Raw genomic sequence first — 23,280 nt, 5'->3', positions numbered from 1 at the left:
GCATCCACTCCGAGCGTCGTACGGACGACCCGCCGTGTGCCGGCGGGCGTGTCTTCGACTTCAAACGTGACCTTTGTGTCGTAGCCGTCGGAGGTCCGGTAAGCCTGTGGGCTTATGTACCAGCCAAGGCGCGGTGGGGTGGCTACGAGATTGCCGCCCAGTATTTCACTGATGGTTTCGGTAGAAGCTGGCAAGGATGAAGTGATGGCCTGCACGAGCGCAGCCAGATCACTTTTCACATGCCTCTGTGCGTGTCCCGGCGGTGCGGCCAGCGAGAGCGGCGCGATCAGGAGCAGTAATCCACGGGTACTCACGGATCCCTCCGGTCCTCCCAAGGGGCGACCAAGCTGTTTGGCTTGGCCATCGACCCGATGTTGCGCTGAGCAAACCTCCCAGGGAACCGCCGTTCCGTCGCTTCCGGTTCTTCAGAATAGACAAAAAGGCCCTCGATACTGAGGGCCTTTCCGGTCGCGTCCATAGAGGTGTTCCTCAGAACGGAATGTCGTCGTCGTCGAAGCCGCCGCCGCTTTCGGCCGGCGCGGGCGCGTTCTGGCGCGGGGCGTTGCCGTAGTCGTTGCCGCCGCCGCGGGACTGGCCGCCGCCGTAGTTGCCGCCACCCTGGCGCTGGCCGCCCTGCGGGCGCTCGCGGAAGCCGCCGCCGCCGCCACCACCGCCGCCGCCACCTTCACCGCCCATGCCGCCGAGCATCTGCATGTCGCTGGCGACGATGTCGGTGGAGTATTTCTCCACGCCGTTCTTGTCGGTGTACTTGTCGGTGCGCAGGGAGCCTTCGATGTAGACCTGGCGGCCCTTCTTCAGGTACTCGCCGGCGATCTCGGCCAGCTTGCCGAACAGCTTCACGCGGTGCCACTCGGTGCGTTCCTGGCGTTCGCCGGACTGCTTGTCGGTCCACTGCTCGGAGGTGGCCACGCTGAGGCTGCACACGGCGGTGCCGCCGCCGGTGTAGCGGACCTCCGGGTCGGCGCCCAGGTTGCCGACGATGATGACCTTGTTGATGCCGCGTGCCATGGGGTTTCCTCGCTTTGCTGGCGGCCGGCGCGCGCGCCCGCCTCGTCATGAGATTCCCGCCGGCGGGCCGGCGGGGCGGCCCCTATCATACCGACCCTCCCCTTCCCGCGCGCCGGGGGACGCGTGCGCTTTTGCCGGCTGATCCGGCAAGTGGCGCCCCCATCCGCCTGTCGGCACCTTCCCCCGCGTCCGCGGGGGAAGGCCCAGCCAGGTGGCCTGAACGTGCCCTCTCACACCGCCGGCGAAGCCCCGGAAGGCACGGGCGCCGCGACAGGCATCCGCTCGACCGCGTGCCCGGCCGCCACCCAGGCATCCAGTCCGCCGCGCAGCGGACGCACCTGGCGGTAGCCCTGCATCTTCAGCAACTGCGCGGCGCGGGCGGCGGAAAACTCGTTGGGGCAGTTGCAGTAGAGCACCAGCTCGCGCTCGCGCGGCACGCCGGCCAGCAGCACGTCGAGGGCGAGCGGGTCGAAGGCGAGCGCGCCGGGTATCGCGCGGTCGTCGAGCTCGCGCGAGCCGGCGGCGCGCACGTCGAACACCAGCGGCGGGCGCGCCGAGCGCAGCGCCTGCGCCAGTTCGTCCACCTCGATCCGCGCCATGCGCAGCGCCACCAGCAGGCGCCGGCGCTGCCACCACTTGAACAGGATATAGGCCGCCAGCAGCGCACCCAGCAGCTCGACCGCCAGCGTGCCGGTGCCCTCGAACGCGGCCAGCACGTGTTCCACGCCGTCGGCGAACACAAAGCCCAGCGCTACCGCTGCGCCTGCCCAGAGCAGCGAGCCCAGCGCGTCGAACAACAGGAACACGCGCGGCGGCAAGCCGATCGCACCGACCAGCGGCGGCGCCACGGTGGACAGTCCCGGCACGAACTTGGCCACCAGCAGCACCGGCGCGCGCCAGCGCTGGAAGCGCAGTTCCGACTGCTTGACGCAGGAATCGGGCGAAAGCGAGATGCGGCAGAGTGTGCGCATCACGCCGGCGCCGTAGCGTCGACCGGCCGCGTACCAGGCAAAATCGCTGAGCAGGCAGCCGGCCAGCGCCACCAGCAGCACGCCCCACAGCGGCAGCCGCCCGGCGGCGGACAGCGCGCCAGCCACCACCAGCGTGGGCACGGCGGGCAGCGGCAGCCCGGCCTGCTCGACCAGGACGTTGAGGAAGACCAGCAGCAGGCCGTATTCGGCGATCAGCGCGACGATCTGGTGGGCCACGGGCAGGCTCGCGTGGGGTGGATGCCGCCGCACATGGGGGCGGCATCCGCGCAACGCAATGCCGTCAGGCCGCCTGTTCGGCCAGGCCGCGCGCGGCGATGCGGCGGGCGCCGAACGCCACCAGCGGCAGCCACAGCAGCGTGGCCGCCGCCGCGCACAGGAATACGCCGCTCACGCCCAGTCGGCCCAATGCGATGCCGCCGATGGCGCCGCCGACGAAGGCGCCGATGAACTGGCTGGTCGAGTACGCGCCCATCGCCGCGCCGCGCAGGTGCGCCGGCGCGAGCCGCGAGACCAGGCTCGGCAGCGCGGCTTCCAGCAGGTTGAACGCCGAGAAGAACGCCGCCGCCGACACGCCCAGCCACGCCAGGTGCCCGCCCGACTGCGTGAAACCCACCAGCGAAAGGCCGATCGCCGCCACGCACACCAGCACGATGCGCAGGCTCTGGCCGATCTCCTTCATGCGGTGCAGCGCGGCACCCATCACCAAGGCGGCGATCACCATCACCGGCAGGTACAGCTCCCAGTGCCGCTCGACCGGCAGGTGCAGCCGGTCGGCCAGCAGCAGCGGCAGGCCGACGAAGCTCGCCGTCAGCAGCAGGTGCAGGAAGAACACCGAACCGTTGAGCACCAGCAGCCGGCCGTCGCGCAGCATCGCCAGCACGCCGCCCAGGTTCGCCGCGGCGGGCGCCCGGGCGCGCTCGGGCGTGGGCACGATCAGCCACAGCAGCACCAGCGACGCCAGCGCCAGCACCGAGGTGGCGCCGAACAGTCCGGGCAGGCCGGCGACCGCTTCCAGCGGCGGCCCCAGGATCAGCGCCAGCAGGAAGGCCACGCCGATCGACACGCCGATGATGCCCATCACCTTGCCGCGCTGGTCCTCGCGGGTGAGGTCGGCGGCCAGCGCGGTGCCGGCGCCGGCCACCGCGCCCATGCCCTGCAGCGCGCGGCCGACGACGATCCCGAGCAAGGTGTGCGACATCGCCGCGACCAGCCCGCCGACCGCGAAGATCAGCAGGCCGAGGGTGATCGCCGGCTTGCGCCCGACCCGGTCCGACAGCAGCCCCAGCGGGATCTGCAGCAGCACCTGGCCCAGTCCGTACACGCCCAGCGCCAGGCCGATCAGCAAGCCGCTGGCGTCGGGCATCTGCTTCGCGTAGAGCGAGAACACCGGCATGATCAGGAACAGCCCGAACAGGCGCAGGCTGATCACGCAGGCCAGGGTCAGCGCGCTGCGGCGCTCGAGGGGCGAGAGCTTGCTCACCGGGACGGGGACGGGCGTGAGGTCATCGGCCCATTATAGGGAGCCGCTTCCCGGCCCGATTGCGGCGCCATGTCGCGCCGCCGCACCGAACCGGGCAGGCCCTATAATCGCCCGTCTCGCCACCCGGACACCCATGCACCCGATGCCCGCCGACGCCAGCCGAACCGCCGACTTCGCCGCCGTGCGCGAGCTGGCCGCCGCCGACATGCAGCGCGTGGACGCGCTGATCCGCGCGCGGCTGGCCTCGGACGTGGTGCTGATCAACCAAATCGCCGACCACATCGTCGCCGGCGGCGGCAAGCGCCTGCGCCCGATGCTGCACGTGCTGGCCGCCGGCGCGGCCGGCTATGCGGGCGCACAGCACGTCAAGCTGGCTGCGGTGATCGAGTTCATCCACACCTCGACCCTGCTGCACGACGACGTGGTCGACGAGTCCGACCTGCGCCGCGGCCGCAAGACCGCCAACGCGCTGTGGGGCAACGCCGCCAGCGTGCTGGTCGGCGATTTCCTCTACTCGCGCTCGTTCCAGCTGATGGTCGAGCTGGACGACATGCGCGTGATGCGCATCCTGGCCGACACCACCAACACCATCGCCGAGGGCGAGGTGCTGCAGCTGCTCAACATCGGCAATGCCGACGTGGACGAAGCGGCCTACCTGGCGGTGATCGAGCGCAAGACCGCGGTGCTGTTCGCCGCTGCCACCGAGCTGGGCGGATTGCTGGGCGGCCTGCCGGACGACCAGGTAGCCGCGCTGCGCCGCTACGGCATGGAGCTGGGCTACGCCTTCCAGATCGCCGACGACCTGCTCGACTACACCAGCGACGCCGACACGCTCGGCAAGAACATCGGCGACGACCTGGCCGAGGGCAAGCCGACCCTGCCGGTGATCTACGCGCTCAGGCAGGCCACGCCGGACGAGGCGCAGGCGATGCGCCAGGCGATCGAGCACGGCGACCTCAGCGCGCTGGACCGCGTGCTCGCCACGATCCGCCGCAGCGGCGCGCTGGAGCGCACGCACGAGCGCGCGGTGGCGCACGCCGATGCCGCGCGTGAGGCGCTCGCCGCCCTGCCCGCCTCGCCCTACCGCGACGCGCTGGATGCCCTGGCCGCCTACGCGGTCGAGCGCAGCGCCTGAGAAGCATGCGCGGCGCGCAGCTGACCGCTTCAGCGGGCAGCGCCGTGCATCCCGGTCGTTCCGTGGACCGCCGATGAAACCGTGGCGGTGGCTGACCTTGCGCATCGGCAGGCTGGCCGTGCTGCCGGCCCTGTTCCTGCTGCTGCCGCTTGCGCTGTCCGCCACCGCGGCACCTCCGCCGTCGGACTGGTCGCGCTGGGACAGTCCCACGTTCGCCCACCTGACCGTTCGCGCGGGTCTGCCGCACGCCACCACCACCGCCTTCGCGCAGGACCGCGACGGACTGATGTGGATCGGCACCTTCGGCGGGCTGGTGCGCTACGACGGCTACCGCGTGCAGGTGTTCCGCCAGTCCGGTGACGGCGGCCTGCCCGACAACTACATCCGCGCGCTGCGGGCGGCGGCGGACGGCAGCCTGATCGTCGGCACCTCGGCCGGCGGGCTGGCGCGCTTCGATCCGCGCGACAACCGCTTCTCGACCTACGACGCCTCACCCGTACACGGCACTGGTCCGCACATCCTCACCCTGGCGCCGGACGGCGACGGCGGCTTCTGGGTGGGCGGGCAGAACGGGCTGAGCCATCTGCGCGCCAGCCTGCGCACGATCGAGCGCCCGCCGGCCGACGCCGGCCTGCCTCGGGACGCGGCCGTGTTCGCGGTGCTGGCCGACCGCCGCGGCAACCTCTGGATCGGCAGCGCGCAGGGCCTGTACCTGCGCCGGGCCGGCGCGACGCGGTTTGCGCGTTTCGACAGTGACGATCATGCCGCCGCACCGGTGCTGGCCGAAGACATCTGGGCATTGCGCGAAGACGCCGCCGGCCGGCTGTGGGTCGGCAGCGGCACCCGCGGCGTGGCGGTGATCGACCGTCAGGGCCGCGCGCGCGTGCCGTCGGGACTGGATGGCGATGCGCCGGCGATCCAGCATCGCACCGTCCGCGACATCCTGGCAGCGCCGGACGGACGGCTGTGGATCGCCACCGACGGCGTCGGCATCACCGTCTACGATCCGGCCAACGGCGGCCTGGAAACGCTGCATCACGACAACGCGCGGCCGGCTTCGCTGGGCGGCAACATCGTGCGCGCGCTGTTCCTGGACCGCTCCAGCGGCCTGTGGGCGGCCACCGAGATCGACGCCTCGCGCTGCGACACGCGCCCGACCATCGTGCATACGCTCGATGGCCTGGCGCTGTCCGGCGGCCACGACGCCGCCTTCGACGAGAACGTGCGCAGCGTCTATGCCGACGGCGGCGGGGCGGTCTGGCTGGGCTTCAACCGCGGCCGCCTGGCCCGGGTCGATCCACGCAGCGGACAGGTCCGCATGCTGACCCTGGACGGCGCGCAGCAGGACCAGGACGTGCGCGCGATCGACGCGCTGGCCGACGGCCGCATCGTCGCCGGCGCGCGCGGGCTGGTGACGATCGATCCGGTGTCGCTGGCGGTACGTTCCTGGCCGGTGGCGGACCTCGACACGCGCCCGATCCTGGCGCTGCGCGCCTGGCGCGACGAGTTGCTGGTCGGCACCTACAACGGCCTCTACCGCATCGACCACGCCGGGCGCGTCACGCACTACCTGCACGTGCCCGGCAACGCGCACAGCCTGGTCGACAACCAGGTGCGCAACATCGCCGTGCTTTCCGACGGCAGCGTGTGGATCGCCACCAGCGGCGGCATTGGCATCCTCCGTCCTGGCGCGCACGGCTTCGAGAACCTCGCCCACACCGAGGGCGATCCGCACAGCCTGCCGCAGAACTACGCCGGCTCGGTGGTCGAGCTGGACGGGCGCATCTGGGTCGGCACCTACGGCGGGCTCGCCTCCACGCCGGCCGCGCCGCCCGGCTCGGACGGCTACCGCTTCGAGGTGCTGCGCGGCAGCGATGGCCTGGGCAGCGACAACGTCGCCAGCGTGCTGGCCGACCGCCTGGGCCGGCTGTGGATCGCCACCGCCAACGGCCTGGCAGTCTACGAGCCGGCGACCGGCCGGATCCGTTCGCTGGGCGAGCGCGACGGCCTGAGCGCGCGCTTCTACAACCACCGCACTGCGGCCGTGGGACCTTCCGGCGCATTGCTGTTCGGCGGCCTCGGCGGGTTGACCGTGATCGACCCGGCACCGCAGGCGCGCCTAGCGCAAGCGGTTGCGCCGCTGGTGGTGACCACGGCCCAGCGCGACGGCGCTCCGTCGCCCTACGCGGCGCTACCCACCGCGAGCCGCCCCCTGCACCTGGAGAACGTGCACGCGCTGCGGCTGGGCTTCGCCCTGCTCGACTACACCGCCAGCGCCGACGTGCGCTACCGCTACCGGCTGGAGGGCTTCGACGCGCAATGGACGGAACTCGATCCCGGCACCCCACCCGCCGCCGCGTTCACCAACCTGCCCGGTGGCAGTTATCGGCTGCAGTTGCAGGCAGACATTCCCGGCCTGCACGCGCGCACGGTGCGCGCCGTGGTCCCGGTCGAGGTGCGTGGCCGCTGGTATGAGCTGGGCTGGGCGCGCGTGGCGCTGGCCTTGCTGGCCGTCGCGCTGGTCTACCTGCTGGTGCGGCTGCGCACGCGCTACCTGCTGGCCCGCGCCGACCGGCTCGCGCGGCTGGTGCAGGAGCGCACGCGCGAGCTGCAGGAGGCCAACGACCGGCTCAACCGGCTGGCCAGCATCGACGAGCTGACCGGCCTGCTCAACCGCCGCGAACTGATGCGCCAGCTCGAGCTCGCGCACGAGGCTGCGCAACGCACGGGTGCGCCGCTGTCGATCCTGATGCTCGACCTGGACGCCTTCAAGGCGCTCAACGACACCCACGGCCACCAGGCCGGCGACGATGCCCTGCGCGGCGTCGCCGCGCGCGTCGCCGCGTTGTGCCGCAAGGACGACCGGCTCGGCCGCTACGGCGGCGAGGAGCTGATGGTGGTGATGCAGGGCGCCGACCTGGCCACGGCTGCGCAACGCGCCGAAGCGATCCGCCAGGCGATCGAGACGATGGAAGTGGATCACGGCGCGCATCGCCTGCGCCTGACCGCCAGCATCGGCGCCGCCCAGCTCAAGCCGGGCGAGCGCACGCATGAGCTGATCGCCCGCGCCGACGCGCGGCTCTACCGGGCCAAGCGGGAAGGACGCAACCGCGTGGCCGCCACGTGAGCCGCGACGGCACGATCGACTGCAACCACCGGCGCGAACCGGTCGGGAGATCAGGGGCGGTTCGCGAAAGCCGCGTCCAGCCAGTCGTGCATCATGCGGTAGCTGCGCGCGGCGGCACGGGCGTCGTACTTGCAGCCGGGCGAGTTCTCGTCGCTTTCGGTGAAGCAGTGCACTGCGTTGCCGAGCACCACGAACTGCCAGTCGGCGTCGCTGGCGCGCATCTCGTCCATGAACGCGTCGGCGTCAGGCATGGTGCCCTTGTCGTCGGCGCCGTTCATGGCCAGCACGCGCGCCTTGAAGCGGTCCGGCTGCGCGGCCTTGCCGGCGGCCAGGGCGCCGTGGAACGACACCACCGCCGCCACGTCGGCGCCGCTGCGTGCCAGGTCCAGCACCGCCGAGCCGCCGAAGCAGAAGCCGATCGCTGCGAGCCTGCCGGTGTCCAGCGGCGCCTTGCCGGCCTGCGCCTTGAGCTGGGCCAGCGCCAGGTTCACGCGATGGCGCATCAGCTCCCGGTCGGCGTAGAGCGGCTGCACCGCCGCCTTGGCCTGGGCGTCGCTGGTCGGGCGCACACCCTGGCCGTACATGTCGGTCAGCAGGATCACGTATTGCTTGCCGGCGATCATCTCGGCCTTCCTGATCGCCGCGTCGTTGACGCCGTACCAGTTGGGCACCATCACCAGGCCGGGTCGCCTGGCCGCGCTGGCATCGTCGTAGACCAACACGCTGTGGAAGCGGGTGCCGTTGTCGGTCCACTCCACCGATCGATGCACCATCTTCGCCGACGCGGCGAAGGCCAGGGGGAGCGAAAGCAGGGCGAACAGGATGCGACGCATGGCGACGGCTCCGGGGTTTGGGTTGGCGCTCCGCACCGGGGTCCGCGGCGTCCGGCCGTCGGTTGGGATCAGCGGCCGGCGGCGTGGGCGGCAAGCCGGCGCTTGAGCGGCGCCAGGCGATCGACCAGGCGCACGCCCAGCGCACGCGCGGCGACCAGCGGCGGCGCCTGCCAGGCGTAGATGCGGCCCAGCGCATCGAAGCTCCACGCATCCAGCGTGTCGGCGCTGCGCCGGCGGCGCGCGTAGCGGCGCAGCACGTGCGGTGCCGCGATGTCGCGGCCGGCCTCGCGTGCGGCCAGCAGCGTGTCGCGCAGCTCGACCACGTCGCGCAATCCGAGGTTCACGCCCTGCCCGGCCAGCGGATGCACCGTGTGCGCCGCATCGCCGAGCAGCACCAGCCGCTCGGCCTGGTAGCGGTCGGCCAGTTGCAGCTTCAGCGGGAAGGCGGCGCGGCGGGTGGTCGAGCGCACCGGCCCGAGTTGGAAGTCGCTGGCCACGCCGAGCTCGGCGCAGAAGGCGGCATCGTCCAGCGCCAGCACGCGTTGCGCCTCGGCCTCGGGCAGCGACCACACGATCGAGCTGCGCCCGTCCGCCAGCGGCAGCAGCGCCAGCGGTCCGCCGGGCAGGAAGCGCTGCCAGGCGGTGTGCTGGTGCGGCCGTTCGGTGGCCACGTGCGCGACCACCCCGCGCTGGCCGTAGTCGCGGCCGTGCGTGTCCAGCCCGGCCAGCCGGCGCAGCGGCGAGCCGGCGCCGTCGGCGGCGACCAGCAGGCGTGCCGACAGGCTGGCGGCGTCGCCCGCTTCCAGTTCCAGCACCACGCGGTCCTCGCGCGCCTCGTAGCCGGTCACCTGTGCCGGGCAGAGCCGCTGCACCCCGGCGGCCTCGAGCGCCTGCCACAGCGTCCACTGCACCAGGTTGTTCTCGACGATCCAGCCGAGCCAGGCGTGGCCCTCGGCGGTGGCATCGAAGTCGACCGTGGCGTCGGTGCGCGCGTCCCACACGTGCATCCGCGCATAGGAGGCGGCGCGGCTTTCGCGGATGGACGTCCAGACGTCCAGGTCGTGCAAAAGCGCGATCGACGAAGCCGCCAGCCCGACCACGCGCAGGTCGACTTCGTCATCCACGCGCCAGGGCGCCGGTGGCCGGGCCTCCAGCAAGGCGGTGGCAAAGCCGGCGCGCGCCAGCGCCAGCGCCGCGGCGGCGCCGACCATGCCGCCGCCGACCACCGCCACGTCGAGCAGCGGCGCGCGGCGGCGCGATTCCGAACGGGGTGCGTCGAAACGAGGCGTGTTCATGGCGCGCGCTCCAGCACGGCGCGCGGCGGCTCGCCGCGGAAACCCATGCCGCGACGGAGCACGGCGTCCTTGAGCGACGGCACGCGGTCGCAGGCAAGCAGGGCCAGCGAGCGCAGCGGGCCCAGCCACGGCTGCGGCAGACAGGCCAGTTGCACCAGGCCATGGCTCATCGCCATGGTGCCTTCGCGGTCGGGCGCGCGGCGCGCGGCGTAGGCGGCGAGCAGGCGTTCGTCGCCGGGATCGGCCGCGGCGGCAACCAGTTCGGCCAGCGTCAGCGCGTCTCGCAGGCCCAGGTTGAAGCCCTGCGCGCCGATCGGGTGCACGGTCTGCGCCGCGTTGCCGACCAGCACCGCGCGGGAGGCGATGAGACGGTTGGCAGCCACGCGCTGGATCGCATAGGGAAAGCGCTTGCCGGGACGGCGCAGCCGGCCCAGTCGCCAGCCGAAGCGGCGCTGCGCCAGCGCCAGGTAGTCGGCATCGTCCATCGCCGCCACCGCCTCGGCCTGCGCGGCCGGCACGGTGAGCACCAGCCCGCAACGGCGGTCGGCCAGCGGCAACAGGGCGACCGGACCCTCGTCGCTGAAGCGCTCGTAGGCGCGATGGTCGTGCGCTCGTTCGGGCGTGACCGTGCAGACGAACAGCGTCTGGCCGTAGTCGTAGGTGTCGGCGCCGATCCCCAGTCGGTCGCGCACGAAGGAAGCGGTTCCATCGGCACCGACCAGCAGCGGCGTATCGATCTCGCGGACGCCTTCGGCGCTGCGCACCGTCGCGCGCCAGCCGCCGGCGAACGGTTCGAGCGCTTCCAGCCGGGCGGGGGCGAGACGCTGGAGCTGCGTGCATTCCTGCAGCCGGCGCAACAGCGCGCCACCGAGTTCGCGCGCCGGCAGGGTCCAGCCCAGCGCATCGACGCCCGCCTCGCGTGCCTCCAACCGCACACTGCCGAACTCGCCGGCGCGGCTGACGTGGATGTGCTTGATCGGCGTGGCCCCTGCACGCGCGTGCGTCCATACGCCGATCGCGTCCAGTCCGTTGAGCGTGGCGCGCGCCAGCGCCAGGTTGCGCTCGTCGTAGCTCGGCTGGGCATCGGCGCGCGGCGCGGCCGCCTCGACCAGCATCGCATCGACGCCGGCGGCATCCAGCGCGATCGCCAGGCTGGCGCCGACCAGGCCGCCGCCGACGATCAGCACAGGCCCGCGTGGATTGGGGGGGACAGTCATGCCGCGGATGATACGGCCGAACACACGGGCCTCGCATGGGCCGGACAGGCTTCGGCTAAACTAATCCGCCTTATCCACGCCGCCTGCATACGGAGCACCCTCATGGCTATGACGCGAACCCAGCGCCTCGGCATTTTCCTGGCACTCGCCCTGGTGATGGCCGTTACCCGCGGCGCAGTGCACCTGCATCATTTCGAGGCGCTGCCGGACGCGTCCTGGGGCGTGTTCTTCCTGGCCGGCTTCTGGCTGCGCGGCGCAGGGCGCTGGGCCTTCCCGCTGCTGATGGGCGAGGCCGTGCTGGTCGACTACCTGGTGATCACCGGCCAGGGCCTTTCCTTCTGGAGCCACTACTGCGTGTCGCCGGCGTACTGGTTCCTGGTCGCCGCCTACGGCGCGCTGTGGCTGGGCGGCAGCTGGCTGGCCCGCCGCCAGGCCGGCATGAAGCTTTCCACCGCGGGTCTGGCCGTGGCCGCGCTGCTGATCAGCGAGGCGGTCTGCTTCGTGGTCTCCAACGGCAGCTTCTACTGGCTGAGCGACAGCGTGCCGGCGCCGCGCAGCATGGCTGCGTGGTTCGCCAACATGGGCGACTGGTACCTGCCGTTCCTGCAGGTCACCGCGCTGTACGTCGGCCTAGGCGCCGTGCTGCACGTGCTGGCGACCCAGCTGACCCGCGCACTGGCGCACGCCGGCCAGGCGCACTGATGGGCAACCGCCTGTCGAAGATCTACACGCGCACCGGCGACGACGGCAGCACCGGGCTGGGCGACGGCTCGCGCGTGCCGAAGGATTCGGCCCGCGTGGCCGCCTACGGTACGGTGGACGAACTCAACAGCACGATCGGCATGGTGCTCGCCTGTGAAGACGTGCCGGCGGAGGTGCGCGAGGCGCTGACCCAGGTGCAGCACGAGCTGTTCGACCTCGGCGGCGAGCTGTGCATCCCCGGCATGGCGATGGTCCAGGACGCCGACATCACGCGGCTGGAATCGGTACTCGACGGCTTCAACGAGCCGTTGCCGCCGCTGAAGGATTTCATCCTTCCCGGCGGCGGCATGGCGGCCGCCTGCGGTCACCTGGCGCGCACGGTGTGCCGCCGCGCCGAACGCGAGGTGATCGCACTGGCCCGCGAGGAAGCCGTGCGTCCGCAGGCCCAGCGTTATCTCAACCGGCTGTCCGACCTGCTGTTCGTGATCTGCCGCGTGCTGGCGCGCGCCGGCGGCCACGGCGAGGTGATCTGGCAGCACGAGCGGCGCCCGCGCGGCTGAGGATCCGGCCATGCTGCGGCTCTACACCCACCCGGCCTGCCTGCAGCACGATCCCGGCCCCGGCCACCCCGAATCCCCCGCGCGCCTGCACGCCGTGCTGGCGGCGCTCGACCGCGACCGCTTCGCCGCGCTGGACCGCATCGAGGCCCCGCGTGCCAGCATCGAGGCGCTCGAGCGCGTGCACGACGCCACGTACGTGGCACGCATCCTCGCCAGCGCACCGGGCGAGGGTCGGGCCCGGCTCGACGAAGACACCCTGATGTCGCCCGCCTCGGCCGAGGCCGCGCTGCGTGCCGCCGGCGCGGTGGTCGCGGCGGTCGATGCCGTGCTCGACGAGCGTGCCAGTTGCGCGTTCTGCGCCGTGCGTCCGCCGGGCCACCACGCCACGGCCGACCAGGCGATGGGCTTCTGCCTGTTCAACAACGTGGCCGTGGGCGCCGCACACGCGCTGGCCGAACATGATCTGGAGCGCGTGGCGATCGCCGACTTCGACGTGCACCACGGCAACGGCACGCAGGACATCTTCGCGCGCGAGCCGCGGGTGCTGTTCGTCTCCAGCCACCAGTCGCCGCTCTATCCGGGCAGTGGCGGCGCGGAAGAAACCGGCGTGGGCAACCTGCTCAATGCGCCATTGCCGGCGGGTACCGGTTCGGCCGCGTTCCGGCACACCTGGGAGGAACGGCTGCTGCCGCGGCTCGATGCCTTCCGCCCGCAGCTGCTGCTGGTCTCCGCCGGCTTCGACGCCCATCGCGCGGACCCGATGGCGCAGCTGGAGCTGCTGGCCGACGACTACACCTGGCTGACCGCACGGCTGGTGGATATCGCTCGCCGCCACGCGGGCGGCCGCGTCGTCTCGACCCTGGAAGGCGGCTACGACCTCGACGCCCTTGCCGCCAGCGCGGCCGCACACGTCGCCGCGCTGATGGGGTGAGCGGGCCTCGCCCGCGCGGCTGCAGGAAGCGGCGGCAAGGCACGATTCCTGCCGGCCATGCGGCCTTTCTGCTAGCGTTACGCGTCCTGACGAACCCCGACAGCCCACCGTGACGCCGAGCTACACGACCCTGCGCGCCTTGCCTCCACGCCGCCTGCTTGCGGTCGCCGCCGCGCTCGCCCTGACCGGCGCTCCGGTCGAAGCCCAGACCGCGACGCCCACGCCCGCGCCGGAACCCGCAGCGGCGACGCCGGCCGGTGCCGATGCCGTGTCGAGCTGCCCGCTGGGCGTGTTCCACTGCCCACCGCGCCCGGAAAGCTTCGTGCTGTGCCGTCCCAACGCGCTGCTGGATTTCTACGATCCCACCCTGCCGCGCGACGCCACGCTGCGCGAGACCTCCGACACGGTCGTCGACGCCGCCCACGTGGACAGTTCCGACCGCGCGGTCTACCGGCTTTCCGGCAACGTGCGCATCGAGCGCGCCGACCAGCTGCTGCGCGCCGACCGGGTCGATTACAACGACACCACCACCGACTACGACGCGCAGGGCAACGTGCGCTACCAGGAGGCCGGCGAGCTGCTCAGCGCCGACCGCCTGCGCGGCAACAACCAGGCCAACCACGGCATCGCCGAAAACGTGCGCTACCAGTTGCTGCAGTCGCGCGGCAACGGCACCGCCGCGCGCGGCGAGCTGATCGACGCACAGCACAGCCGCTACAGCCTGGTGAGCTACTCCACCTGCGACGTCGGCCACCACCTGTGGGAAGTCCGCGCCAAGAGCCTGAAGATCGACAAGACCACCGGGGTGGGCACGGCGCACGGCGCCACCATGCGCTTCGCGGACGTGCCGTTCCTGTACCTGCCCTACTTCACCTTCCCGATCGACAACCGGCGCAAGAGCGGCTTCCTGTATCCGACCTTCGGCAGCTCGAACCGCTCGGGCACGATGTTCGCGATCCCCTATTACCTCAACCTTGCGCCGAACTACGACGCCACGCTCGAGCCGCGCATCTATTCCCAGCGCGGCACGCTGCTGGCGGGCGAGTTCCGCTACCTGGTGCCAGGGACGCGCGGCCAACTGAACCTCGAGTACCTGCCCAACGACCGCGGCGACAACACCACCGCGGCGGCGCCGACCAAGGGTACCGACCGCTGGTTGTTCAAGTACCGCGACATCACTCGCATCGGCGGACCGTGGTACTTCAGCACCGCGATCAACCGTGCCTCCGACCGCAGCTACCTGCGCGACTTCGGCAACGACCTTTACACCACCGCGGTGGGCACGTTGACCTCCAGCGGCTACATCCGCGGCAACGGCGACTGGTGGAACGCCTCGTTCGGCGCGAGCAGCTACCAGAACGTCGACCCGTACCTGCCCGACAGCGTGGTGCAGTACAAGCGCTGGCCGAGCGCCACGCTGGGGCTGGACATCCCGATCAACCGCTGGCTCGAGTTCGGCGCGGACACCTCGGCGACCGCCTTCCGCAAGGACGAGCGCATCGAGGGCGACCGCCTCGACCTCTATCCCTACCTGGCCGCCGATTTCCGCGGGGCAGCCTGGTTCGTGCGGCCGAAGCTGGCCTATCGCTACACCGCCTACCAGCTGGACGGCAACTACCAGAACTACGGCTACCGCGGCCCGCTCACCGGCACGCAGGTCTCGCCCTTCGACGACCGCACACCTAGCCGGGCGCTCCCGATCGCCAGCCTCGACACCGGACTGATCTTCGAGCGCAAGACCTCGCTGTTCGGCACGTCGTACACGCAGACGCTGGAGCCCCGGCTGTACTACCTGTACGTGCCCTACCGCAACCAGGACGACCTGCCGGTGTTCGACTCGCGCCGCATGTCGTTCGACTACTGGCAGCTGTTCTCGCCCAACCAGTTCTCCGGCGCCGACCGCCAGATGAACGCCAACAACCTCACCGCGGCGCTGACCACCCGGTTGCTGGACGATGATGGTGTCGAGCGGCTGTCGGCCAGCATCGGACAGATCCATTATTTCGCGCCACAGCGGGTGCAACTGCCCAACGGGCCTGTCACCACGACGGCGCCCACCGACTGGACGCGTTCGGACTACGTAGCCCAGCTGAACGTGCAGCTGAACGACCGCTGGCGCCTCGACAGCGCCTACCAGTGGAGCCCGAACACCCGGCAGACCAACCTCGGCTCGCTGGGACTGCAACGGCGCGTCGGCACGGACGGCATCTTCAACTTCTCCTACCGCTTCCGCCGCAACCTCGTCGAGCAGTACGACGCCTCGGCGATCTACCCGATCTCGGAGCGCTGGCGCCTGCTCGGCCGGTGGGTCTACTCGGTGCGCGACAAACGCACGGTCGAGGCGCTGGCGGGCGTGGAGTACGACAGCTGCTGCGTCGCCGTTCGCGTGGTCGGACGCCACTACGTAATCACGCGCGGAGCGCTCGCATCGCAAGGCGAAAGCAACAACGCGCTGATGTTCGAGCTGGTCTTCAAGGGCCTGGGTGCCTTCAACGGCCAGACCGAGGACGTGCTGCGGCGTGGTATTCTTGGCTATCAATAACGGCCTGGCCGCGAACTTTCGCTCGCCGTTGCGATCCACGGTTGTCGGGCCGGCCCGAGCCGGCCGCAAGGCTCCGTTCCCTCCAACCATCGCCTCGCCGGCGAGTGAAGGTTCCGACCGATGAAGCACCCCTCCGCGCTGCTCCTCCTCGCGCTCGCCGCGGTCACCGCCCTGCCCGTACAGGCACAGTTGCTGCCGCAGGGACAGACCGCGGTTTCCGGCACGCAACCGCTCGACCGCATCGTCGCGGTGGTCGACGAGGACGTGATCCTGCAGAGCGAGCTGGACGAGGCCGTGCGCTCGGTCAAGCAGCAGTACGCCAGCAACCCCGGCCAGCTGCCGCCGGACGACGTGCTCGAGCGGCAGGTGCTCGACCGCCTGATCCTGATGAAGCTGCAGGTCGCCAAGGCGTCCGAGCAGGGCGTGCGCGTCTCCAATGCCGACGTCGACCAGGCCGTGGCCGCGGTGGCCCAGCAGAATCACCTGACACCCGAACAGCTGCAGCAGGCGGTCGAACAGAGCGGTCAGAGCTTCGCCGCCTTCCGCAGCCAGCTGGGCGACCAGGTGATGGTGCAGCGCCTGCACGAGAGCGTGGTGCGCGACTCGGTCAACATTACCGACAGCGAGATCAACAACCTGCTCAACAGTCCGACCTACAAGGCCGGCGAGGTGCACCTGGCGCACATCCAGATCTCGATTCCCGCCGGCGCCAGCGCGGCCGACATCCAGGCGGCGCAGGCCAAGGCGCAGCAGGCGATCGACGCGATCAAGGGCGGCATGGATTTCAACGCCGCCGCGATCCGTTATTCCGATGCGCAGGACGCACTCGAGGGCGGCGACCTCGGCTGGCGCAAGATGGACGAAATCCCGCCGGCCTTCGCCGATACGGTTTCCGGCATGAAGCCCGGCCAAGTCAGCCCGGCGCTGCGCGGCCCCACCGGCTTCCACATCCTCAAGCTGGTCGACCAGCGCGCGCCCAGCCGCCAGGTGGTGACCGAATACCACGCGCGCCAGATCCTGATCCGTCCGAGCGAGCTGGTCACCAACGAGCAGGCGCAGCAGAAGGCGCAGGACCTGTACAACCGCATCGTCAACAAGCACGAGGATTTCGCCAAGCTGGCGAAGGAAAACTCCAAGGATCCGACCACCGCCAACGCCGGCGGCGACATGGGCTGGTTCCAGCGCGACCAGTGGGGCAGCACCATCGCCCAGCAGCTGGCCGGGCTCAAGGATGGCGAGGTCTCGCAGCCGTTCCAGAGCGAGGCAGGCTGGCACATCATCCAGCTCGAAGGCACGCGCAAGAGCGACGTGACCGAGGAAAGCGAGCGCAACCAGGCCCGCCAGGCGATCGGCAACCGCAAGGCCGAGCAGGCCTACGACGACTTCCTGCGCCAGCTGCGCTCGGATGCCTACGTCGACATCCTGGTGCCGGCGCTGAAGGATCCGGACGCGCGGGACAAGTCCTGAGCGAGCCCTTGAACGCCGGCCTGCCCCGACTGGCGCTGACCGCCGGGGAACCGGCCGGGGTCGGTCCCGAACTGCTGGTGCACCTGGCCACCCTGCCGCTGGCGGCGGGACTGGTTGCGATCACCGATCGCGACCTGCTGCATCGCGCCGCCACCCGCTGCGGTGTGGCGCTCGACCTGCTCGACGACGACGGCCTGGCCCATCCGCACGCGCCAGGCAGCCTGCGCGTGCGGCATGTCCCGCTCGCGGTCGAGGAGCATCCGGGCCAGCCCGATCCGCGCAACGCCCGGCACGTGCTGGCCACGCTGGCCGAGGTGGCCGACGGCTGCCTGGCCGGACGTTATGCTGCGGTGGTCACGGCGCCGCTGCAGAAGGCCTCGATCAACGACGCGGGCATTCCCTTCAGCGGCCACACCGAGTTCTTCGCCCAGCGTGCGGGCGTCGAGGTAGTGATGATGCTGGCCAGCCCGGAGCTGCGCGTGGCCCTGGCCACCACGCACCTGCCGTTGCATGCGGTGCCGGCGGCCATCACCGGCGAGGCGCTGGAACGCACGCTGCGCATCGTGCACGGCGAACTCCGCGGCAAGTTCGGCCTGGCCCAGCCACGCATCGCCGTGCTCGGACTCAACCCGCATGCCGGCGAAGGCGGCCACATGGGCCGCGAGGAACTGGACGTGATCGAACCCACGCTGGCGCGGTTGCGTGCGCAAGGCATGGCGTTGCTAGGTCCGCTGCCGGCCGACACCGCCTTCGTGCCGGCGCAGCGCACACGCTACGACGCGGTGCTGGCGATGTACCACGACCAGGCGCTGCCGGTGCTCAAGAGCGAAGCCTTCGACCGCACCGTCAATCTGACCCTGGGCCTGCCGTTCATCCGCACCTCGGTCGACCACGGCACGGCGCTGGACCTGGCCGGCACCGGCCGCGCGGATCCTTCCAGCCTGATCGCCGCCGCGCGGATGGCGCTGGAGCTGGTGGAGCGCTCGACCCCATGAGCGCCCGGCCCAAGAAAAGTTTCGGCCAGCACTTCCTCCACGAGAAGCGCTACATCGAGCGCATCGTCAGCGCCATCGCGCCGCGGGCGGATGACCGCGTGGTCGAGATCGGCCCGGGCGAAGGCGCGCTCACGCTGCCGCTGCTGGCGGCCGCCGGCCGGCTCACCGCGATCGAGCTGGACACCGACCTGATCCCCGGCCTGCAGGCGCGCGCGAGCGCAGTCGGCACGCTGGAAATCGTCCACGCCGACGTGCTCAAGGTGGACTTCACTGCGCTGGCGCAGCGCCTGGGCGTACCGCGCGTGCGCCTGGCCGGCAACCTGCCCTACTACATCTCCAGCCCGATCCTGTTCCATTGTGTGGACCACGCCGACGCGATCGAAGACATGCACTTCATGCTGCAGAAGGAAGTGGTCGACCGCATGGCCGCCGAACCGGGCAACAAGGTGTACGGTCGGCTGTCGGTGATGCTGCAATTGGCCTGCCGGGTGGAGCCGCTGTTCACCGTGCCGCCCGGTGCTTTCCGCCCGCCACCGAAGGTCGACTCGGCGGTCGTGCGGCTGGTGCCACTGGCCGAGCACGAACGCCATGACGCCGATCCGCAGCGCGTGCACGCGATCGTCAAGGCGGCCTTCGCGCAACGGCGCAAGACGCTCGCCAACGGGCTCAAGACATTGCTTGGCAGCGAGGCCATCGCAGGCGCCGGCATCGATCCGAAGGCGCGTGCGGAAACGCTTGCTCCCGACGATTTCGTGCGCCTCGCGAAGCTTCCCGCCTGACCCGTCGCCTACACGCGCAGGCACGCGCGCAGGCCGTACAATCGACGCATGAATCCCAAACCCTCCTACACGATCGACGTGCAGGTCGAAACCCGCTTCGTCCCCGACCAGTCCAAGCCGCACGACAACCGCTACGTGTTCGCCTACACGGTGACGCTGCACAACGCCGGCGACGTGCCCGCGCGCCTGCTCACCCGGCACTGGGTGATCACCGACGCCAACGGCAAGGTGGAAGAAGTGCGCGGCGAAGGCGTGGTCGGCGAACAGCCGTGGATGCGCCCGGGCGACCGCTACCAGTACAGCTCCGGCGCCGTGCTCGACACCGCCGTGGGCACCATGCAGGGCAGCTACCAGATGCTCGCCGACGATGGCACTCGCTTCGACGCGCCCATCGCGCCATTCACGCTGTCCATACCGCGCACCCTGCACTGATGGCACGCACAACCGAGGGTTCGCCTGCGATGGAGCGGCTCTGGATGGACGAGTTCTGATGGCGACATATGCAATCGGCGACGTGCAAGGCTGCTATCCGGAGCTCTCGCGTTTGCTCGACAAGCTGAGGTTCGACCCGGCGCAGGATCAGCTGTGGTTCTGTGGCGACCTAGTCAACCGCGGCGGCCAGTCGCTGGAAACGCTGCGGCTGATCCATGGGCTGCGCGAGAACGTGGTCGTCACCCTCGGCAACCACGACTTGAGCCTGCTGGCGATCGCCCAGCGCAAGCCCGACGCGCAGTCGCGGGTCAACCCGGAGCTGCGCGAGGTGCTGTTCGCCGAGGACGCACCGGTACTGTTCGAGTGGCTGCGCAACCAGAAGCTGCTGCACTACGACGAGGCGCTGGGCTGGGGCATGGTGCATGCTGGCCTGGCGCCGCAGTGGACGTTGCGCCAGGCCTTGCGGGCGGCGCAGGAAGTGGAGCGGGAACTGTCCAGCCCACGCCATCCGCGGCTGCTCAAGAACCTGTTCGGCAACCGCCCGGCCGCCTGGTCGAGCCGGCTGCAGGGGATCGAGCGCTTCCGCGCATCGATCAACACGATGACGCGCATGCGCTATTGCGACGTCAACGGTCGCATCGATTTCGAGGCCAAGGGCATCCCCGGCTCACAGAAGCCCGGGTTGTATCCATGGTTTGCCGTGCCGGGCATGCGCCGGCGCGAGGTCAATATGGTCTGCGGGCACTGGTCCGCGCTGGGGCGTTTCGCCGGGTTGGGCGTGTACGCGATCGACACCGGCTGCGTGTGGGGCGGCCAATTGACCGCACTGCGTCTGGACGGCGAGGAGCCGCAGTACATCGCGGTTAACGCCGAGCCGCACCGCAAGCGTCCGCCGGGCGGCGGGGACTGAGTTCTGCGCCCTCTCCCCTGTTCCTGATGAACAAAGGAGAGAGGAAGCGAAGCGGGGTCAGGCCAGCTGGCCGTGGCAGTGCTTGTACTTCTTGCCCGAACCGCAGGGGCACGGATCGTTGCGGCCGATCTTCGGGCCTTCGTGATGCACGGTACCCGCGGCAGCCGGCGGCGGGGCATCGTTGCCGAGCGCATTGACCGGCGCGCCGCCGCCGCTGGCCAGCATCTGCTGCTGCAGGCGCGCGGCCAGGCGCTGCTGCTCGGCCTCCATCGCGGCGACTTCTTCCTCGCTGCGGATGCGGATGCGGGCGAGCATCTGCACCACCTCGCTCTTGATGCGGTCGAGCATGGCGGAGAACAGTTCGAACGACTCGCGCTTGAACGCCTGCTTGGGATCCTGCTGCGCATAGCCGCGCAGGTAGATGCCCTGGCGCAGGTAGTCCATGCTCGCCAGGTGTTCCTTCCAGGCATTGTCGACCACGGTCAGCATCACGTGTTTCTCGAGCTGGCGCATGGTGTCGGCGCCGATCTGCGCTTCCTTTGCGGCGAACGCCTGGTCCATCGCCTCGCGCACGTGGCTGCGGATCTGCGCGGCCTCGAGCTCGTGCTGCTGCTCGACCCAGGCCTTCAGGCCGGTGGCGATGCCGAACTCGCTTTCAAGCGCGCGTTCCAGGCCGGCGATGTCCCACTGCTCATCGATGCTGTCCGGCGGCACGTGGCTGTTGACGATGGACTCGACCACGTCCTCGCGGATGTCGGCGATGGTGGCCGAGACGTCCTCTCCTTCCAGCAACTCGTCGCGCTGGCGGTAGATCACCTTGCGCTGGTCGTTGGCGACGTCGTCGAACTCGAGCAGGTGCTTGCGGATGTCGAAGTTGTGCTGCTCGACCTTGCGCTGCGCCTTCTCGATCTGGCGGCTGATCATGCGCTCCTCGAGCGGATCGTCCTCCTTCATGCCGAAGCGCTTCATCCAGCGCACCAGGCCCTCCCCGCCGAAGATGCGCAGCAGGTTGTCCTCCAGCGCCAGGTAGAAGCGCGAGGAACCCGGGTCGCCCTGGCGGCCGGAGCGGCCGCGCAGCTGGTTGTCGATGCGGCGGGATTCGTGCCGCTCGGTGCCGACGATGTGCAGGCCGCCGGCGGCGATGACCTGCTCGTGGCGCTTCTTCCATTCGCTCTTGACGCGCTGGCGGTCGACCTCGGAGGCGTCTTCCGGCAACGCGGCAAGCGCCGCTTCGAGGCTGCCGCCGAGCACGATGTCGGTACCGCGGCCGGCCATGTTGGTGGCGATCGTCACCGAACCGGGTGCGCCGGCCTGCGCCACGATCTGCGCCTCGCGCTCGTGCTGCTTGGCGTTGAGCACCTCGTGCGGGACCTTGGCCTTGGTCAGCAGCTCGGAGAGAAGCTCCGACACCTCGATCGAGGTGGTGCCGACCAGCACCGGCTGGCCGCGCTTGTGGCATTCCTTGATGTCCTCGATCACCGCGCGGTACTTGGCCGCCTGGCTGAGGAACACGATGTCCAGGTTGTCCCTGCGGATCATCGGCTTGTGGGTGGGGATCACCACCACTTCCAGGCCGTAGATGGTCTGGAACTCGTACGCCTCGGTGTCGGCCGTGCCGGTCATGCCGGCCAGCTTCTTGTACATGCGGAACAGGTTCTGGAACGTCACCGTCGCCAGCGTCTGGTTCTCGCGCTGGATCGGCACGCCTTCCTTCGCCTCGACCGCCTGGTGCAGGCCATCGGACCAGCGGCGGCCAGCCAGGGTACGACCGGTGAACTCGTCGACGATGATGACCTCGCCGTCGCGCACGATGTAGTCGACGTCGCGCTGATAGATGCCGTTGGCGCGCAGCGCGGCGTTGAGGTGGTGCACTACCGCCAGGTTCTTCGGGTCGTACAGGCCGCTCTCGGGCTCGATCACGCCGGCCTTCTGCAGCAGTTCCTCGGCGTGCGCCATGCCCTCCTCGGACAGGTGCACCTGCTTCTGCTTCTCGTCGACCCAGTAATCGCCCGCGCCGTCCTCGGCCTGCTGGCGCACCATGTGCGGCACGATCTTGTTCACCGCCATGTAGAGCTGCGGGGAATCCTCGGCCGGGCCGGAGATGATCAGCGGCGTGCGCGCCTCGTCGATCAGGATCGAGTCGACCTCGTCGACGATCGCGTAGTTGAGGCCGCGCTGATAACGCTGTTCCTTCGACAACGCCATGTTGTCGCGCAGGTAGTCGAAGCCGAATTCGTTGTTGGTGCCGTAGGTGATGTCGGCGCCGTAGGCTGCATGCTTGTCGCCGTGGTCCATGCCCGGGTAGACCACGCCTACCGACAGGCCCAGGAAGTTGTAGAGCTTGCCCATCTGCGCGGAGTCGCGGCGGGCCAGGTAGTCGTTCACCGTGACCACGTGCACGCCCTTGCCTTCCAGCGCGTTGAGGTAGACCGGCAGCGTGCCCACCAGCGTCTTGCCTTCGCCGGTGCGCATTTCGGCGATCTTGCCCTGGTGCAGCACCATGCCGCCGATCATCTGCACGTCGTAGTGGCGCATGCCCAGCACGCGCTTGGCGCCTTCGCGCACCACGGCGAAGGCCTCGGGCAGCAGCTTGTCGAGCGTGTCGCCTTTGGCCAGGCGCTCCTTGAATTCATCGGTCTTGGCGCGCAGTGCCGCGTCGTCCAGCTTCTCGAACTCCGGTTCCAGCGCATTGATGCGCGCGACGGTCTTGGAAAGCTGGCGCAGCACGCGCTCGTTGCGGCTGCCGAAAAGGCTGGTCAAGGCGCGATTGAACATCGATCTTCCGTCAGTGAAGGCTCAAGGCCCGCGGCGGCCACGGGCGAAAGGAGACATGTTACTACAGCCGCTCCAGTCG

Annotated in this window: 18 protein-coding genes; 11 read left to right on the top strand and 7 right to left on the bottom strand. The window is 70.3% G+C overall.

The window, feature by feature from the left end; all coding sequences use genetic code 11:
* Positions 1–489: 489 nt before the first annotated feature.
* The 3 genes from ssb to AAIL17_RS05925 all read right to left on the bottom strand — a co-directional run bounded on the left by ssb (position 490) and on the right by AAIL17_RS05925 (position 3,501).
* Positions 490–1,029 (bottom strand): single-stranded DNA-binding protein, encoded by a 540-nt coding sequence (gene ssb, locus AAIL17_RS05935; protein WP_424681901.1) that lies wholly within the window; start codon positions 1,027–1,029, stop codon positions 490–492.
* A gap of 230 nt (positions 1,030–1,259) precedes the next feature.
* On the bottom strand, positions 1,260–2,237 hold the full coding sequence (locus AAIL17_RS05930) for a DedA family protein/thiosulfate sulfurtransferase GlpE (RefSeq protein ID WP_424681900.1): 978 nt from the start codon (positions 2,235–2,237) through the stop codon (positions 1,260–1,262).
* Between the two features lie 64 nt (positions 2,238–2,301).
* Positions 2,302–3,501: an MFS transporter gene (locus AAIL17_RS05925; RefSeq protein ID WP_424681899.1), complete on the bottom strand. Its 1,200-nt coding sequence runs from the start codon at positions 3,499–3,501 to the stop codon at positions 2,302–2,304.
* A gap of 133 nt (positions 3,502–3,634) precedes the next feature.
* Between AAIL17_RS05925 and AAIL17_RS05920 the strand changes: the two genes are divergently transcribed.
* Together AAIL17_RS05920 and AAIL17_RS05915 are read left to right on the top strand one after the other, a co-directional pair.
* Positions 3,635–4,636, top strand: coding sequence for a polyprenyl synthetase family protein (locus tag AAIL17_RS05920; protein ID WP_424681898.1), 1,002 nt, complete (start codon positions 3,635–3,637; stop codon positions 4,634–4,636).
* Positions 4,637–4,709: 73 nt separating this feature from the next.
* A complete protein-coding gene (locus tag AAIL17_RS05915) occupies positions 4,710–7,763 on the top strand; it encodes a diguanylate cyclase (RefSeq protein WP_424681897.1) in 3,054 nt (1,017 codons plus the stop codon).
* Positions 7,764–7,813: 50 nt separating this feature from the next.
* Here the strand turns inward: AAIL17_RS05915 and AAIL17_RS05910 are convergent, their stop codons facing one another.
* From AAIL17_RS05910 to ubiH, 3 genes are all read right to left on the bottom strand, one after another.
* Entirely contained in the window at positions 7,814–8,596 is a 783-nt protein-coding gene (locus AAIL17_RS05910; RefSeq protein ID WP_424681896.1) for a dienelactone hydrolase family protein, read from the bottom strand.
* A gap of 68 nt (positions 8,597–8,664) precedes the next feature.
* Entirely contained in the window at positions 8,665–9,891 is a 1,227-nt protein-coding gene (locus tag AAIL17_RS05905) for a UbiH/UbiF/VisC/COQ6 family ubiquinone biosynthesis hydroxylase (protein ID WP_424681895.1), read from the bottom strand.
* Positions 9,888–11,108 carry a 2-octaprenyl-6-methoxyphenyl hydroxylase gene (gene ubiH, locus AAIL17_RS05900; RefSeq protein ID WP_424681894.1) on the bottom strand — a complete coding sequence of 407 codons (1,221 nt, stop codon included), beginning with the start codon at positions 11,106–11,108 and terminating at the stop codon, positions 9,888–9,890. The genes AAIL17_RS05905 and ubiH overlap by 4 nt, the downstream gene beginning before the upstream one ends.
* A gap of 102 nt (positions 11,109–11,210) precedes the next feature.
* Between ubiH and AAIL17_RS05895 the strand changes: the two genes are divergently transcribed.
* The 9 genes from AAIL17_RS05895 (at position 11,211) to AAIL17_RS05855 (ending at position 20,426) form a co-directional block, all read left to right on the top strand.
* Positions 11,211–11,810, top strand: coding sequence for a hypothetical protein (locus AAIL17_RS05895; RefSeq protein ID WP_424681893.1), 600 nt, complete (start codon positions 11,211–11,213; stop codon positions 11,808–11,810).
* A complete protein-coding gene (locus tag AAIL17_RS05890; protein ID WP_424681892.1) occupies positions 11,810–12,370 on the top strand; it encodes a cob(I)yrinic acid a,c-diamide adenosyltransferase in 561 nt (186 codons plus the stop codon). Before AAIL17_RS05895 ends, AAIL17_RS05890 begins: the two co-directional genes overlap by 1 nt.
* Before the next feature lie 13 nt (positions 12,371–12,383).
* The gene (locus AAIL17_RS05885) at positions 12,384–13,301 is read left to right on the top strand and encodes a histone deacetylase family protein (protein WP_424681947.1); all 918 of its coding nucleotides are present in this window, start codon (positions 12,384–12,386) and stop codon (positions 13,299–13,301) included.
* Positions 13,302–13,410: 109 nt separating this feature from the next.
* On the top strand, positions 13,411–15,843 hold the full coding sequence (locus AAIL17_RS05880) for an LPS-assembly protein LptD (protein WP_424681891.1): 2,433 nt from the start codon (positions 13,411–13,413) through the stop codon (positions 15,841–15,843).
* A gap of 120 nt (positions 15,844–15,963) precedes the next feature.
* Positions 15,964–17,310 (top strand): peptidylprolyl isomerase, encoded by a 1,347-nt coding sequence (locus tag AAIL17_RS05875; RefSeq protein WP_424681890.1) that lies wholly within the window; start codon positions 15,964–15,966, stop codon positions 17,308–17,310.
* Positions 17,311–17,318: 8 nt separating this feature from the next.
* Positions 17,319–18,305, top strand: a complete 987-nt coding sequence (gene pdxA / locus AAIL17_RS05870) for a 4-hydroxythreonine-4-phosphate dehydrogenase PdxA (RefSeq protein ID WP_424681889.1) — start codon at positions 17,319–17,321, stop codon at positions 18,303–18,305.
* On the top strand, positions 18,302–19,084 hold the full coding sequence (gene rsmA / locus AAIL17_RS05865; RefSeq protein ID WP_424681888.1) for a 16S rRNA (adenine(1518)-N(6)/adenine(1519)-N(6))-dimethyltransferase RsmA: 783 nt from the start codon (positions 18,302–18,304) through the stop codon (positions 19,082–19,084). Before pdxA ends, rsmA begins: the two co-directional genes overlap by 4 nt.
* A gap of 48 nt (positions 19,085–19,132) precedes the next feature.
* Positions 19,133–19,516 carry a Co2+/Mg2+ efflux protein ApaG gene (gene apaG, locus AAIL17_RS05860; protein WP_424681887.1) on the top strand — a complete coding sequence of 128 codons (384 nt, stop codon included), beginning with the start codon at positions 19,133–19,135 and terminating at the stop codon, positions 19,514–19,516.
* 58 nt (positions 19,517–19,574) lie between these two features.
* Positions 19,575–20,426, top strand: a complete 852-nt coding sequence (locus tag AAIL17_RS05855; RefSeq protein WP_424681886.1) for a symmetrical bis(5'-nucleosyl)-tetraphosphatase — start codon at positions 19,575–19,577, stop codon at positions 20,424–20,426.
* Positions 20,427–20,483: 57 nt separating this feature from the next.
* On the opposite strand, the gene secA is transcribed toward AAIL17_RS05855, so the two are convergent.
* The gene (gene secA, locus AAIL17_RS05850; protein ID WP_424681885.1) at positions 20,484–23,201 is read right to left on the bottom strand and encodes a preprotein translocase subunit SecA; all 2,718 of its coding nucleotides are present in this window, start codon (positions 23,199–23,201) and stop codon (positions 20,484–20,486) included.
* Positions 23,202–23,280: the final 79 nt, after the last annotated feature.

Origin of the sequence: Frateuria sp. YIM B11624, assembly GCF_049727805.1 — a bacterium.
GTDB lineage: Bacteria > Pseudomonadota > Gammaproteobacteria > Xanthomonadales > Rhodanobacteraceae > Frateuria_A.
Note: the sequence above shows the minus strand (reverse complement) of the source record. Positions and strands in the feature narration are given on the sequence as shown.

Coding starts and splice junctions, on each gene's coding strand:
- ssb (WP_424681901.1), bottom strand. CDS start 1,029: ATGGCACGCGGCATCAACAAGGTCATCATCGTCGGCAACCTGGGCGCC.
- AAIL17_RS05920 (WP_424681898.1), top strand. CDS start 3,635: ATGCACCCGATGCCCGCCGACGCCAGCCGAACCGCCGACTTCGCCGCC.
- AAIL17_RS05915 (WP_424681897.1), top strand. CDS start 4,710: ATGAAACCGTGGCGGTGGCTGACCTTGCGCATCGGCAGGCTGGCCGTG.
- AAIL17_RS05910 (WP_424681896.1), bottom strand. CDS start 8,596: ATGCGTCGCATCCTGTTCGCCCTGCTTTCGCTCCCCCTGGCCTTCGCC.
- AAIL17_RS05905 (WP_424681895.1), bottom strand. CDS start 9,891: ATGAACACGCCTCGTTTCGACGCACCCCGTTCGGAATCGCGCCGCCGC.
- ubiH (WP_424681894.1), bottom strand. CDS start 11,108: ATGACTGTCCCCCCCAATCCACGCGGGCCTGTGCTGATCGTCGGCGGC.
- AAIL17_RS05895 (WP_424681893.1), top strand. CDS start 11,211: ATGGCTATGACGCGAACCCAGCGCCTCGGCATTTTCCTGGCACTCGCC.
- AAIL17_RS05890 (WP_424681892.1), top strand. CDS start 11,810: ATGGGCAACCGCCTGTCGAAGATCTACACGCGCACCGGCGACGACGGC.
- AAIL17_RS05875 (WP_424681890.1), top strand. CDS start 15,964: ATGAAGCACCCCTCCGCGCTGCTCCTCCTCGCGCTCGCCGCGGTCACC.
- rsmA (WP_424681888.1), top strand. CDS start 18,302: ATGAGCGCCCGGCCCAAGAAAAGTTTCGGCCAGCACTTCCTCCACGAG.
- apaG (WP_424681887.1), top strand. CDS start 19,133: ATGAATCCCAAACCCTCCTACACGATCGACGTGCAGGTCGAAACCCGC.
- AAIL17_RS05855 (WP_424681886.1), top strand. CDS start 19,575: ATGGCGACATATGCAATCGGCGACGTGCAAGGCTGCTATCCGGAGCTC.
- secA (WP_424681885.1), bottom strand. CDS start 23,201: ATGTTCAATCGCGCCTTGACCAGCCTTTTCGGCAGCCGCAACGAGCGC.